At 53.8% G+C, this 14,150-nt stretch carries 13 protein-coding genes and 1 pseudogene; 10 read left to right on the forward strand and 4 right to left on the reverse strand.

Annotated elements, in window-relative coordinates; translation table 11 throughout:
* Positions 1-119: 119 nt before the first annotated feature.
* Together BM300_RS30125 and BM300_RS31040 are read right to left on the reverse strand one after the other, a co-directional pair.
* A complete protein-coding gene (locus BM300_RS30125) occupies positions 120-3,023 on the reverse strand; it encodes a TrlF family AAA-like ATPase (protein WP_139232351.1) in 2,904 nt (967 codons plus the stop codon).
* 172 nt (positions 3,024-3,195) lie between these two features.
* Positions 3,196-3,345 carry a hypothetical protein gene (locus BM300_RS31040; protein WP_170862039.1) on the reverse strand — a complete coding sequence of 50 codons (150 nt, stop codon included), beginning with the start codon at positions 3,343-3,345 and terminating at the stop codon, positions 3,196-3,198.
* Between the two features lie 922 nt (positions 3,346-4,267).
* Between BM300_RS31040 and BM300_RS09525 the strand changes: the two genes are divergently transcribed.
* The 3 genes from BM300_RS09525 to BM300_RS09535 all read left to right on the forward strand — a co-directional run bounded on the left by BM300_RS09525 (position 4,268) and on the right by BM300_RS09535 (position 6,576).
* On the forward strand, positions 4,268-5,467 hold the full coding sequence (locus BM300_RS09525) for an MFS transporter (RefSeq protein WP_092462672.1): 1,200 nt from the start codon (positions 4,268-4,270) through the stop codon (positions 5,465-5,467).
* Positions 5,468-5,725: 258 nt separating this feature from the next.
* A complete protein-coding gene (locus tag BM300_RS09530; protein ID WP_092348526.1) occupies positions 5,726-6,208 on the forward strand; it encodes a nuclear transport factor 2 family protein in 483 nt (160 codons plus the stop codon).
* A gap of 140 nt (positions 6,209-6,348) precedes the next feature.
* The gene (locus tag BM300_RS09535; protein ID WP_092225085.1) at positions 6,349-6,576 is read left to right on the forward strand and encodes a zinc ribbon domain-containing protein; all 228 of its coding nucleotides are present in this window, start codon (positions 6,349-6,351) and stop codon (positions 6,574-6,576) included.
* 13 nt (positions 6,577-6,589) lie between these two features.
* On the opposite strand, the pseudogene BM300_RS09540 reads toward BM300_RS09535, so the two are convergent.
* Positions 6,590-6,868: pseudogene (locus BM300_RS09540) on the reverse strand (GNAT family N-acetyltransferase); the annotation flags it as partial.
* A gap of 280 nt (positions 6,869-7,148) precedes the next feature.
* On the opposite strand from BM300_RS09540, the gene BM300_RS09545 reads away from it, so the two are divergent.
* A complete protein-coding gene (locus BM300_RS09545; RefSeq protein ID WP_092462674.1) occupies positions 7,149-7,778 on the forward strand; it encodes a hypothetical protein in 630 nt (209 codons plus the stop codon).
* A 74-nt stretch (positions 7,779-7,852) separates the two neighbouring features.
* Here BM300_RS09545 and BM300_RS09550 read toward each other — a convergent pair whose 3' ends face one another.
* On the reverse strand, positions 7,853-8,785 hold the full coding sequence (locus BM300_RS09550) for a helix-turn-helix transcriptional regulator (RefSeq protein ID WP_092462676.1): 933 nt from the start codon (positions 8,783-8,785) through the stop codon (positions 7,853-7,855).
* Between the two features lie 564 nt (positions 8,786-9,349).
* Between BM300_RS09550 and BM300_RS09555 the strand changes: the two genes are divergently transcribed.
* The 6 genes from BM300_RS09555 to BM300_RS09580 all read left to right on the forward strand — a co-directional run bounded on the left by BM300_RS09555 (position 9,350) and on the right by BM300_RS09580 (position 14,146).
* Positions 9,350-10,681: an MFS transporter gene (locus BM300_RS09555; RefSeq protein WP_063324965.1), complete on the forward strand. Its 1,332-nt coding sequence runs from the start codon at positions 9,350-9,352 to the stop codon at positions 10,679-10,681.
* Between the two features lie 102 nt (positions 10,682-10,783).
* The gene (locus BM300_RS09560; RefSeq protein WP_092462678.1) at positions 10,784-11,482 is read left to right on the forward strand and encodes a fumarylacetoacetate hydrolase family protein; all 699 of its coding nucleotides are present in this window, start codon (positions 10,784-10,786) and stop codon (positions 11,480-11,482) included.
* Between the two features lie 21 nt (positions 11,483-11,503).
* Complete coding sequence (locus BM300_RS09565) at positions 11,504-12,262, forward strand: SDR family oxidoreductase (protein WP_063324967.1); 759 nt, start codon at positions 11,504-11,506, stop codon at positions 12,260-12,262.
* A gap of 194 nt (positions 12,263-12,456) precedes the next feature.
* Positions 12,457-13,413 carry a 2-hydroxyacid dehydrogenase gene (locus BM300_RS09570; RefSeq protein ID WP_092348517.1) on the forward strand — a complete coding sequence of 319 codons (957 nt, stop codon included), beginning with the start codon at positions 12,457-12,459 and terminating at the stop codon, positions 13,411-13,413.
* Between the two features lie 144 nt (positions 13,414-13,557).
* Positions 13,558-13,845, forward strand: a complete 288-nt coding sequence (locus BM300_RS09575; RefSeq protein ID WP_092462679.1) for a type II toxin-antitoxin system Phd/YefM family antitoxin — start codon at positions 13,558-13,560, stop codon at positions 13,843-13,845.
* Positions 13,835-14,146 (forward strand): type II toxin-antitoxin system RelE family toxin, encoded by a 312-nt coding sequence (locus tag BM300_RS09580; protein ID WP_063324970.1) that lies wholly within the window; start codon positions 13,835-13,837, stop codon positions 14,144-14,146. Before BM300_RS09575 ends, BM300_RS09580 begins: the two co-directional genes overlap by 11 nt.
* The last annotated feature ends 4 nt before the right edge of the window (positions 14,147-14,150 follow it).

Consider the following 14,150-nt stretch of genomic DNA (forward strand, 5'->3'; position numbering starts at 1 on the left):
AGCTAATCTAAAGCCGCTAGTCGAAAGTATCTTTTTTGTTTTTTTGTTCAATTTTCTTATCTTTTCAGCTCTTTAACGAGTGATATTGATGGTCCCGTCATGCGCTTGTTCGACATGGGCTAGATTTTAAAGCCGTATTTTAGTTCTCTTTCCTTAAAAGCCTTAACTCCTCCCTCGAGAATCTCACATACATGTTGTCGGATCCCCTGGGATCTCAAGAGGCCGCTTAGCTCCGATGACTCATAAGAGCATTCTAAACTTCCGCTGAAATAGTCGAACCGATGGTTATCTACAGCTGTATCCGATTGTTGGCCTGCTTGGTTTGCTACAATTACACATTCTGCATCAGCGGCCACCACCAGATTCGCATTGTGAGTGACCATGATTATTTGGCGCGTTCTTTTTTTCTGTCTCACGAAATCTTTCAGTTGGTCATAGATAGTTCTGTTGTCGAGGTTGTCTTCTGGTTGGTCGATTAAGATTGGGTGTGAGGCGTTGCTTAAATGCAGGATAAGATTCAATAGAACCAGTCCGCGCTTGCCTGGTGACATGGTTGCAATATCGTCGCTTTTGTAGTGGACTACATAATTTATATAAAAGCAGTTGCTATAAAGTTTTTTTATTACATCTATGTCTTCTATGCCTTTGCGAGTGGCAGGAATGTTAATTTTCTTGTTGTAGTTTGCAAGTGTGCTCGCAATGCGCTCTGCATGTGTATTGACATCAAAGTTTAGTTCGCCGGTAGGTAGTATTAGGTCACCCAATAAGGCGGTCATGTTGCCGCGACGATCAAATAACAGAGAGAATTCGTTGAATTTATCTTCATGCAAAAGGACTTCAGCTGATACAGCAATGTCATCCTCGAATTGGTAGTCCGGTTTTGAGGTTTCGTTAGCGTAATCGGTGTAAGCTTGAATAAGTTGGCTGTAGAGGTCGCTTAGCTCCTGCTTGCAATCTAATCCTTGTGATTTGATTGATGCTTGTTTTTCAGCGATATCATCTAGCTGTTTTAGTTTTCCTTCTTCAATTTTTAGTTTTTTGGTTGCGAGATCTAGTGTTGCTTGATCTGTGATTTTAACCAAAAGTGGCTGAAGTGCTCTATCGATATCGGTGGACTCAATCGCTACTTTCGTTTTTAATGTTGGTATTGTCTGGGTGTTGGAAGACAGTTCCTGCTTGAAACTTTCAATTGCGCTGAAAAGTTTTTGCTCTAAAGAGTTGAGAGTGTTGGTTGCGAATGTTGAGTCGCTTGGTAAGTCTATATCTCCAAGTATAGAGTCTTTGAGGTTTTGAATGTGAGCATTAGATCTATCTGTGATAGATGCTACTATTTGCTCACTTCCGGTTTCAATTTTTAAAAGGATGGCGTCCCGTTTTTCAAGGCTTGATTTACGGGTCGATAACCGCCTGTATTGTTGTTCTTCCAAGTCTGAGAATCCAGATCGATCGCGCAAAGTTTTAATTTCAGTTAGTAATCGTTCGATTTCGGCCGTAATTGCGGGACGGGTTCCAATTGCTTCTGCGTCCTTATTTAAAAGGCCGTACTTGGATCTGAGTTCAAAAAAAGAATCAATTTTTTGATTTATATCTTTACTGGTTGTGACTATTTTTTTCTCTTGAGTTTCAGAAAATTGTTGGTATGTGGGGTGCTGTAGAAGTATGTCTTGAACTAAAGTATTGAGTTGGGATCTGCCATCCTCTTCGGCCAAATGATTGATGTAGAGTTGAGGTATATATGTGATTGGTTTTTTTTCTGCGGCCTCTGAAAGTCGGCTTATTTCACCGTTAGACCAAAGAACCTCAAAGTCTAGATAAGGTAAGCCATTATAGGTTGAAGATTTTGAGAGGTGTATTTTACTATCGACCTCATCTGCATTTATTGCTCTTGCAATATGATAGAGTAACAGTGATTTGCCCGATGATTTTCCTCCGATTATCGTATTCAGGTCTGGATTTAGCTCCTGCCAGTTCTCGCTGAATAGTCTCGGCTGTACTTTGTTTATAAACCGTACTTTTTCAATTGTCTGATAAGGGCTTTTTTGCTGTGGTGAGAGCTCTTGAATCGCAACCCTTGAGCTAGGATCATAAATTACCTGTTTTAGACCGGAAAATGTCAAATCTCCCTTAATCCACGTATACCTATTTAGAGCAGGTTTAAATAGCTCATCCCATATGTGCGCGTCTGAACCCCATAAACACGCTTTAACAGCTCCGAATTCTTTTATGAAAGCGTCTTTGTCTTTTCCTCCGAGAAGAAATGCAGCAGTTTTTTGGTTGGAGGAAAATATGAAGTGAGCTTGTTTTATAAGGTTCTTCCGTACATTATGCCCTTGTGAGTTCCAGTTAACATCGCTAAGGTCTTCATCGCATGGAAGTGCTGTCAGATATCTATCTCTGAATGAGGCATTCTGATTGAGAAGCCTCGATATTTCGTCTTCATCTACAGATGCACACATCATTCCTACAAACAATGCACTGCCACTTGATTCGAATGCAGGGTGTTCTGCAATTAGACGCTGACCAAGCTCTTCAAGATTAGATCTCGTCAAAGGGCGACGTTCGATTTGGCTGCCGGCGGTAGCGTTGAAACAGATCTGAAGTTGCGAAATAAAATCGCTTTCGATTTTTTCCACAGGGATTTCGTTGGACAATATAACGTGGTAGTTTACTTTTCGATTCCAAGAAAGATCGGTTTCCTTGCCGATGACAAGTTTGTTGATGCGAAACTCTATGTTAGGAAAAACTTGGATTTCATTGATTGCGGTTAAAGTTTCGGGATCAAACAGCTCCTGCATCTTGTTTGGGTTATCTAAATAATCCCGTCGAAGAATTTTGTAACCCTCTGGCAAATAATAGTCTGTAACTCCTATCGCGCTAACTCCGGCTGCAATGGCTCTCGTGAAAAGCTCGGTTACATATTTGTCCCAATCTTGGCCAAATTCACTCCTGAGTACCGACGCTGGGGTATGCACGTGAAGATCCCACTTGCGCCATTCCGATCCTTTTGGGTAGGTCTTAAACACTTCAGTTCATCCATTTGAGAGTTACAAACCGTTGAAAATGGCCGTGCTAGTCGGTCAGTGGTGAGTGGCATTGAGCCATAAGACCATTGAAGCCGATTTTTAAGCCTATGCATATGTGAAAATCACCTAGGTGCAATAATTTGTCTGGAATGGCGAGACCATGAGCCGTTCCTCAATGAAACCGTTTGGTCGTTTGCATACCTAAAAAAGACTGGCGCTCTTTACACCCGTCGAACGTATCAGCCAGATCTTTTGAACCACCCAAAGGGGCGGCTTTTCGTGCCGACAGATCGTGTAAAAAAGGGACTTCATAAGCGGTCATTAGCGCGATTCTCACTTGGCGCGCGTCGTCATCCCCCCACCACGCCTCCGGTCTAAATGCGTCCTTTATTCTGCAGTCCTGCACATAGCTGAACGGGATCAGGGCTGGGCGTTGCCGTTATGATCGTGGAGAGCAAAAAGCCTGCGAATCCCTGCGAAGGGTAGCGGCGTCCGATGGGACCCCCAAGACGTGGCTTGTTGCCGAGTGCGATTCACCATCAGACGCAGGGTCGCAGTCGGAAAAAGGTAAGATGGTGATTCGGAAACTATCACATCGACAATCCTCCATATTCATTGGCTTTGCTGGATGATCTCGGGAAGTAACTTTGAGTAAGGATAGAAGTGTTATCTTCGTAAGTGATTGATTTATATTAAATTATAAAAAATAAAAATCACTTGTTTGAAAGGTAATTGCCTTACTTTCACACTGCTTGAAAATTACCTTGCACCAGTCCTTTACAGCCCAGTGAAATCTAGCTCTCAGGTAGACTAGAGAATCGAGTTACCAAAATGGCTCATTTCCGACGCCGTTCCCAAAAAATGCATAAAGCCCTATATGGCAAGCTCGCTTCCTGTTGCCACATAGATTCCATGGGACTGCCATGGGAACGTTTGCGCGCAAACTATCGGCCTGAAACCCTTATAAACCGGGATCAGATTCGCTGAAAATCGCGATCGGGTGCTTTCGAATCTCTCCTTCACCGCCAAATTCGATACACACAAAACCCCTGGTTTCCCAAGAAAACCAGGGGTTTTGTGGTTTCTGCGGTCTGAAAAAATGACGATAGGGGCAATGGCCCCCAGGTGATACGCCGGCAGTGCAAAAGGTGTGAATTTCCTAACCTTGACTCCGCCACCCAAATGACTATCCCCCCATGTAGCCGTGCTACAAAACGGCCTGTTCAACGCGTGGGAAAACTCCGATGCCACCGCTCTCCAACGGCAGGCCCTCCAATCGATTTGGCCTGTTTTGCGTAGCCAGTTTCCTTCTGTCCATTTCTTATGGCGCCACTTTCCTGGTCTCGCTGCTGGTGTCCTCCCTGGGGGGAACTGAGCGCGATGCAGGGCAAGTCTTTGCCGTTGCCATGACGAGTACTCTGGTCGCGGTGGTCGCCTCGGGGCATTTGATGCAGCGCGTAGGCGCTGCACTGTGCGTGGCCCTTGGCGCTGTGTTTCTGGTCATTGCGTCCATGGGTTTTGCGCTGCTATCGGACCTTGGTATCGGTTTGTTGGCCTGCGGTTTGATGCTGGGGATCGGCTGGGGACTGTTTTACACGGTTGGGCCCATCATGGTCGCAGCGATGGTCGAGCCATCCAGGCGGACTCATTGCTTCGCGCTTTTGTCGGGCAGCATGTTGACGGGGATCGGTAGTGGCCCTCTTTCAGGCAAGTTGGCCAGCTCCGTTGGGCTCCCCATACAGACGGCTTTCTTCTTTGCCGCCGCAGCAGCATTGTTGGGTGGGCTGTATTTTTGGTGGCTGAGAACGGGCTTTGCCGAAGTGGAGCGCCGCTCTGGCGATAAGGCTCGGATGGGGCTGAGATCGGCGACGGATGTGCTGCGCTCACGTTCGGCGTTGTCCATTTTGATGGTGGGGCTGGGCGGCGCGATCTTTGGCGGCCTGGGCAGTTTCCAGACCAGTTATGCCGCCAGTCAGGGACTTGATTACTCCCTGTTTTTCGTCGGCTTCATGGGGGCGGCTATCGCTTGTCGGTTGTTGATTGCCGGGTGGGTGGTCAGCCGTGACCCTCTCGCGACTTCTTGCCTGTTGACCACGTTGATGTTGGTCGCCGTGACAGGGTTCGGTGTGTGGGTCCATGACAGTCTGAGTTATGGGGTGACCGCCGCCTTGCTTGGGGTCGGTTACGGTCTCAACTATTCAGTCATCAATGGCCTGGCTGCCAACGAGGCGCCACCTGGGCTGACCGCACAAGCGCTGCTGCTTTTCAGCCTGTCCTACTTCATTGGCGTATTCGGGTTTCCCTTTATCGCCGGCAAGCTCATCAGCAGCACGGGCGTGAATGGGATGCTGCTTAGTGTCGGATTGATCGCTCTGCTTGCCTGGGCCTTGAGCGTCAGTCGCTGGCTGGCCGGGCGGTTCTGGAAACCAGCCTTCTCTGAATGAAAAATTCTCCTCAGGCGTGCGATAGCTTCCGGTGGGCGGGGAGATTGAGCACTGGGGCAAGAAGGTCGCGAAGACTGAAGGCAGAAAGGCACGGCAAATTGTTTGATGGACGGCTGCCCGTGGAGCCTCGCCACTGGACAGCATCAGGCAACCTCACAGCAGTATCGGGCAAAGGTTTCTGGGCACATGCCGTTAAGGTCCTCTTGGAAGAGCGTCTTATCAACTGCATGGCTGTGAGAGAACATCATGACCCGATGGATGAATTTTGCTTGGCGCGTCCAGGCGCTTGCACTGTCTTTAATATTGTTTACGAACAACGTCTGGGCTTCGGAAAACACCCAGCACGCGAATGCGACGCTGGTCCGCCAGGCGTTCATTAACTGGCAGCAGGGCAACGGCACGGCGTTCGATCTGCTGGCGCCCAATGCGAAATGGACCGTGGCCGGGACGAGTCCTGTTTCCGGTGTCTATAACAGTAAGGCTGAGCTGGCCCAAGTCGTGCGGCCGATTACCGCGCGACTGGCAACACCAATTGTCCCCACGGTGCAGAGCATCGTTGCTCAGAATGATGTCGTGGTTGTGCTGTGGAACGGAACAGCCACGGCGCTTGATCACAAGCCCTACAACAACACCTACCTGTGGCACATGACCTTCAAGAATGGTCAGATCATTGAAGTCACAGCCTTCCTGGACACCTACGTGCTGAACGATCTTATCCAGCGCGTAAAACCCCCACAGTAGTGCTGGGCTATCTTGTTGGCAGTGAAGCAGTTCGCTTTTCCGTGGCGTGCTCTCCAAAAGGTTTACTCGATTCAGAACAAAAACCGGAAATGCGTGGTCTTTGTCAGTACCCCAAGTTCGTCTCTCCCTGAGGTCGCACAATGAGTCTGATCGATTGCCCTGAATGCGCTTCCAGAATTTCCGACAAGGCCTACGCCTGCCCACATTGCGGCAATCCTTTCCGGGAGCCGAGTTTCCGTCTGACTGAGAAGAACGTGGGACAGATTGCCGGGGTGACCGGCGTCTGGCTCACCGCGCCGTGGATCGCGCGGATGGTCTTTGGTGTGGTGGCCGTGGTTGCGGTGGCGGCGGTGTTGATTCTGCGGTGACTGTGTCGATTGGCTAGCTAGCCGGGCCCGTCGTGCAAGCGCTCTGCCGAACATAATAATTGTCGAATTCACTGCTTTCGACGAATTGGAAACCGTGGCGGATGTAAAAGCGATTCGAGGCGCTTTCCTTAAGGGCACCCACCCTGAGTGGGAGCGCGGCCGCATCCGCTTCCTTGAAAATATGACCGAGAACAGCAGCGCCTATTCTTGAGCCTTGCGCGCAGGGCCTGACATACAAGTGGTCAATCAAGAGCTCATTGTTGAGGGGCCTGACCACAACGAACCCAACCCGAACAAGTCAGGTGATCCAGAATGCAAACCGATTCGCCGCTTTGGCGAGAAAAAGTTCGCGTTCACAGGCCATATGGATGACTTAAGCGAAGCGATGAATTTGATGCGCCGTGTAAGTCCCGCCACGTAAATCTTTACTCTGAAAAGGGCTGCCGTTCCACTGTCCGGCCACTCGTCTCCACTGGATCCATGGCCTGGCGCCATCATCCACCGTGTCCTAGTCTTTCCTGGTCGGCAGGACCACATCGATACTCATTGCACGGTGTCCAGGGAGTCATGGAATGGCGAACAAGAAAGGAACTGAGTTGGTAGCGGGTTTAGAGACAATCACCGGAGCAGCAGGGATTTTCGGAATCTGTTATTCAATACTCACCTGGAGCGGTGTAGGAAAAGGCTTCAGTCCCTTCAGTTTTGGTGCTTGGAAAAAAACACTGGGCAAGCTTGTCGAAGATGGGCATGCCACGACCTTTCTCATCGACGGCAGAAACATCACCATGACGGGTATCAGTGATGACGGATGGGTATTCAATACAGGGACTCTTGGCTCCACCGACTGGGCTCGTGCCACTGGCAGCGCGACCACTTATGTCTATTACATCGGTGTGAATAAAGCTTTCGTGAAAAAGTATCGGAAGCTTGAAGCCAAGCTAAAAAAAACCAAAACCTCCTACGATGCTTTCTGGCCCAATCTCCCGACTGCGAAAACCCAGTACCAGAACTGTGTGAGCCATAGCCACTATCTGATTTCCGAGCTGGGACTTGCTCACTGGGGTAATACCGTCAAGGGCTGGTGGATGCCGTCGGCGAGTAATTGGGTGGATTGGTTTAAAAGTTTCGCGCCTGTGCAGCGAGACGGATTCAGCTGGAAATACAAGAGGTTCGACGGCATCAACACGCACATTCCAGGTTAGGCGCAGCCTGGAATAGTTGGCATAAAAACGGCTCGTTGACTGAACGAGCCGTTTTTCCATAGCCGACAGACTCATCACGTATTCAATGCCAATTGCGGACTGTCCGGATTCAACTGCTGTCGCCTGAACTGCCCCGGCGGCTGTCCATGTATCTGGCGAAAACGCCTGGAAAAATAGGCCTCGTCGGCAAAACCGCACAACCTCGCCACTTCGCCCACTGGCCGTGTTCCATTGAGCAAGTAATTGCGCGCCGCATGCATCCGGCGTTCGAGTACCAGTTCGGTGAAGGTCTTGCCGATTTCCTTGCGCAGCCAGTGGGTCAGGTACGTCGGTGACAGGTAAGTTGCCGCGGCCACCTTGATCAGGTTGAGGTCGGGGTCGGCGATGTTCTTGCGCAAGTACTCGGACATCCGGCCCAGCGCATCGCGTCGGCTGACTTCGGCGGCGTTCTCTTCAGCCAAGCGCTTGAGCGGCTCGGCGTACAAGGCGCAGACGCTGCCGATCAGTTGCAGCAACAAGCCCTTGAGCATCTCGCGGGTGCCGAACTGACGGTTCTGGTCCAGGCCACGCATCTGCTCGATCAGCGCGCAGGCTTTGGCGAAATCCTCATCCCCCAGAATGAAGTCCAAGTGTTCCTGGAAGCGGAACGGTGACAGTTCCGGCGCCAGCAGAATCGAGACCTCTTCCAGGTCCATCGGGTCGCACTGCAGATGCGGCAGCAGGAACGTCTGGGAAAAATTGATCACCATGAAGTTGCTCTCGGCCGGGTGCGGAATCACATGCACGCGGTGGGGCAGGATGAAGGCCAGGGTGTTGCGCGGAAACGGACGTTCGACGTCGCCAATGTGTTGCACGGTATCGCCGCCAAGGTTGATCTGGATCTGGAAGTATTCGTGGCGGTGCGGGCTGGTTTCGGCGCGCCGACCCTTTTTGTCGCGGATGTAGAAATCCGTCAATTCGCTGCGTTGCTGCATGACGTAGGTGGGGACTCGGCTCGGTGATGACATCTCCTGGGAATCCTTTGCGGTGCATGACGGTGATGACGATTGTGACTGTGCATCTTGATGATTTTCAAGGAGTCATACGATGACGAAGCTGTTGGCGTGAATTTTCTGTCTCTTGAAAATGGAGGGCGCTTGTCCAAAAACGATAAATTTTATTTTCATAATTTGTGTTTTAAAAACAAACGTTTAGGTTGATCTTAGAAAGATTATGAAAAAAAGCACCCATCTGATTTTTTTGGACAGGTTCCTTTGATGCGGTTTTAAACGGGAAAAATGATCTAACAGCTCAGTTGATTTTGAATGGTTGTACGACCACTGTTGAGCCACGCAACCCGTCTCTCCATCCAAAAACAATCAAAAGGTGCGCACATCATGAACCTGTTCCTGCTTCACGCCGACCCTCCCGATTGCTCCTGCGACAGTTCCTGTTGCAAGGCCTCTTTGAACACCTGACACCGGCTGTTCGCGCTTCTCATTCCTGTAGCGATTGTTCTGCCCCGGCATCGAGGGCATTGATTTCGGCTGCTCGTAAACATTTCGACGCTTCTAACAATAACGAGGTCCACCATGTCGAACTCTCACACCTCCCAAATTGCCAGCGCCCGGGACGCCGCAGTACCAGAGCGTCTGCCGTCGCGGCGGCGTTGGTTCATGCTGTCGTTGCTGCTGATCGCGACGATCATCAACTACATCGACCGTGTGAATATCTCGATTGCCGCGCCGTTCCTCGCCAAGGACCTGGGCCTGGACAAGATCGAGATGGGCCTGATTTTTTCGGCGTTTGCCTGGACTTACGCGATCGCACTGGTGCCGGCCGGCTTCATCGCCGATCGCTTCGGTTCCCGGTTCACCTACGGGGTGTCGCTGATCAGTTGGTCGACCGTCACCGTGTGCCAGGGCTTGGCCACGGGCTTCGCTTCGCTGTTCGGTCTGCGCCTGGCCGTCGGCGCGATGGAAGCGCCGGCGTTTCCGGCCAACAGCCGGGCGGTCACGGTGTGGTTCCCGGCGCGTGAACGGGGCCTGGCCAGCAGCATTTACGTCTGCGGCCAGTACTTGGGCACGGCGCTGTTTACCGGTGCACTGCTCTGGCTAGCCACCACTTATGACTGGCGCCATGTGTTCTACAGCACCGGCGCACTTGGCATCGTCTTCGGTGTGGCCTGGCTGTTCTTGTATCGCGACCCGATGAACTGCAAGAAAGTCAGCAAGGAAGAACTCAAGTACATCGAAGCCGGGGGAGGGCTGGTCAAGAGCAGCCAGGAGCGCACCCGCTTCAACTGGCGGCAGATCGCCGAGCTGTTCAGCTATCGGCAGGTCTGGGCGATTTGCATTGGCAAGTTCGCCAGCACCTCGGCGCTGTACTTCTTTCTCACCTGGTTCCCCACGTACCTGATCGAAGAGCGTCAGCTGACCATGATCAAGGCCGGGATCTTCGCCGTGCTGCCGTTCGTGGGCGCGACGGTGGGCATCCTGCTCGCCGGGATCGTGTCCGACCTGCTGATCCGTCGCGGCTACTCGCTGTCCTTCGCCCGCAAGTTGCCGTTGGTGGTCGGGTCGATGCTGGGCATGTCCATCGTCCTGGTGAATTTCACCGATTCGAACGTGATCTGCATCGCCGTACTGACGATTGCCTTTTTCGCCCAGGGCATCGCTTCGTCCTCGTGGGCGGCGGTGTCGGAAGTGGCGCCCAAGGAACTGATCGGACTGACCGGCGGGATCACCAGCCTGGCGGCCAACATCGGCGGGATTGTCACCCCCATCGTGATTGGCGCAATCGTCCACAAGACCGGCTCATTCGCCTTGGCCTTCTGGTTCATCGGCGGCGTGGCGCTGATCGGCACCTTGTCCTATTCATTGCTGCTCGGCCGCTTGTATCGCATTGAACTCAAGGCGCGTTGAGCCCGGAAAAAAGCTGTTTTTCTCCAACACGAGGCGGCATTCCTCCAACTTCGCCAAGGATTGCCGCCGTACGCTGACCCTTCCAACAGGACTTTTATCAGGATGAACATGCCCGAGTATGTCTTTACCCCGGACTTGCCAGTGACCCTGCCGGTTGTTGGCAGCCCGCAGCGTTTTCCCGTCGGCCGGGTCTTTTGCGTCGGTCGCAACTACCCCTGGCCTGATACCCAGGGTGAATCCCGAGTGCCACCGGTGTTCTTCATGAAGCCAGCCAGTTGCGTGGTGGAAGCGGCGGGTGAGGTGACGTTTCCATCGGTGACCGAGGAGTTCGCCCACGAAATCGAATTGGTCGTGGCCATCGGTGAGGGTGGCGCCCACATCCCTGAGAGCCAGGCGTTGGCTTATGTGTGGGGCTACGCGGCGGGTCTGGATCTGACCCGGCGTGATGTCCAGCGCGAGGCCAAGCGTAACGGTTTGCCGTGGGAGGGCGCCAAGGTGTTTGACGGCGCCGCGCCAATGACCGCCATCGTGCCGGTCTCCCGGGCGGGGCACCCCGATGGCGAGTTGTGGCTGAACGTAAACGGCCAGGAGCGTCAGCGCGACAGCCTCGACAGCCAGATCTGGTCGGTCAGTGAAGTGATCGCCCGCATCTCCCAATCGGTGGCGCTGCGGGCCGGTGATCTGATCATGACCGGCAGCCCGGCAGGCGTCGATGTGCTGCAGCCGGGTGATGTCGTCACGGCTGGCATCGACGGTATTGGCGAATTGGAAATGCGCGTCGGTCCGCGTTTGTCTTACTGAATTCGAGAAAGGAGAACCCACATGTCCAACGCATTGAAAGTGGCTTTGGTGACTGGCGCCGGCAGCGGGATTGGCCGAGCGGTGGCCCTGGGCCTGATGGAAGACGGCTACACACTGGTGTTGGCCGGTCGTCGGCCAGAGCCCTTGCAGGCATTGGCCGAGTTGGCGGCCAGCCAGGGGCGCGAAGCCTTGGCGGTGCCCACTGATGTACGCGACCCGGTCAGTGTCGATGGGCTGTTTGCAACCATCGCCGAGGTCTACGGACGCCTGGACGTCGTGTTCAACAACGCTGGCGTCAATGCGCCCGCCGTGCCGCTGGATGAGCTGACGTTCGAGCAGTGGCGAAACGTGATCGACACCAACCTCAACGGCGTTTTCCTGTGTGCCCGTGGTGCCTTCGGCCTGATGCGCCGGCAACAGCCCCAGGGTGGACGGATCATCAACAACGGTTCGATCTCGGCCCACACTCCACGACCGTTCAGCAGCGCCTACACCGCCAGCAAACACGCGGTGCTGGGGTTGACCAAATCCCTGGCCCTGGACGGACGTGAATACAACATCGCCTGCAGCCAGATCGACATCGGCAACGCCCTCACTGAGATGTCCGTGCGCATGACCAAGGGCGTGCGCCAGGCCAACGGCAGCATCGCGGTGGAGCCGATGGTGGACGTCAAGCATGTCGCCGATGCGGTGCGCTACATCGCCGGCCTGCCGTTGTCGGCCAACGTCCTGAACATGACCGTCATGGCCACGGCCATGCCATTTGCCGGCCGCGGTTGAGCCTGCGTGCCGTTCAGTTTCGAAGGTGTGCATTCGTGGCGAGGGAGCTTGCTCCCGCTGGGCTGCGTAGCGGCCCCCGTTCTTTTTATGAGCGCTTCGCACTCAAGCGGGAGCGAGCTCCCTCGCCACACACTGATTCGAGCACGCCTTGATTGCGCTTGAGTTAGTTTTTCCTATTTCGATACGAGGTCTACATGAAGCCAGAAGTCTTGCAACTCAGCCCGATCCTGATCCCTGAAATCAACGCCCGGCTCAACGAGCTGTTCACGGTGCGGCGCTATTTCGAACAGGCCGACAAACAAGCCTATCTGCAAGAACACGGTGCCAATATTCGCGGTGTGATCACCGGAGGGCATACCGGCATCAGCCAGGCGCTCATGGCCCAACTGCCCAAGCTGGAAGTGGTGGCGGTCAACGGCGTGGGCACCGATGCCGTGGACCTGGCCTACGCCAGGGATCGCGGAATCCGCGTGACGGCCACCATCGGCGCGCTGACCGAAGATGTCGCCGACCTGGCGATTGGCCTATTGATTGCCGTGTGTCGCGGGCTGTGCACCGGTGACCGTTACGTGCGCTCCGGCCAATGGCCTCACAGCCCGACGCCATTGTCCCCGCTGCCATTGGCCCGGCAGGTGTCCGGCATGCGCATCGGCATCGTCGGCATGGGCCGGGTCGGTCGCGCCGTGGCTACCCGCGCCGCCGCGTTCGGTTGCCCGATCAGCTACACCGACCTGCAACCCATGAGTGACGTGAACCACACGTTCGTCGCCGACCTCAAGCAACTGGCCCGCGACAGCGACGCCCTGATCCTCGCGGCCGCCGCGGACAAGGCTGAAGCCATCATCGATGCCGAGGTGCTGCGTGCCTTGGGCCAGGGCGGGTATCTGATCAACGTGGCGCGAGGCAAACTGGTCAACGAGGTCGACCTGGTGGCGGCGCTGACCGCTGGTGAAATCGCCGGTGCGGCGCTGGATGTGTTTGTCGATGAGCCGCATGTGCCTGAGGCATTGTTTGGCAATGAGCAGGTGGTGCTGCAACCCCACCGGGCGAGCGCGACGTTGCAGACCCGCACGCGGATGGGGGAGATGGTGGTGGCGAGTCTGGTGGATAGTTTTGCTGGGAAGGTGCCGCAGGGGTGTGTGACGGGGTGAGGCGCAAGAGTTGCGGCTTCGCGGGCCAAATCGATGAATGTGAGCTACGGGGCGGAAGATAGGTCTCAGGTGTGCAACGGCTGTGCTTGCTCGATCAGCCAATAAAGACCAAAATAACGACCTATTTAAGCGAGAGCCGCCTCCATGCAAATCATTTTGGCTGATGTGGCCGTCAGCGTATCCGAACTCAAAAAGAACCCCTCAACCGTCCTGAGCGGCGCCAACGGCGCGCCAGTGGCCGTGTTGAACCATAACCGTGTTATGGGCTACATGGTCCCGGCAAGTGTCTACGAGGCGATGGTTGATCGCTTGGAGGAGCTGGAACTGGCGCAAGTGGTAAAGGCACGCATCGAGGCCAACGAAACACCTGTTCGGATGTCCCTTGATGAGCTCATTGGCGAGGCTGAGGCTGATATCGTCAATGGGCGTTGATTATGATGTCGAGTGGGATCCGAAGGCCCTCAAGGAGCTTAGAAAACTGGACGGTGCCATCCGTCTGCAGCTTCTGAAAAAACTCCAGTCCCGGCAGAGCAACCCGCGAGTGCCAGCCGATGCGCTTCATGGAATGAAGGATTGCTACAAGATCAAGTTGCGTGGGGCTGGGTATCGACTGGTGTACCGCATTGAGGAAGAGCGGATTGTCATTCTGGTGGTAGCGATTGGCAAACGGGAGCGCGGCAACGTTTACGATTCGGCCAGGAGCCGGGCTGGTATGCAAGAAACAAAGGGGTAAGACG

Origin of the sequence: Pseudomonas sp. NFACC46-3 (genome assembly GCF_900114515.1) — a bacterium.
GTDB classification, from domain to species: domain Bacteria; phylum Pseudomonadota; class Gammaproteobacteria; order Pseudomonadales; family Pseudomonadaceae; genus Aquipseudomonas; species Aquipseudomonas fluorescens_Q.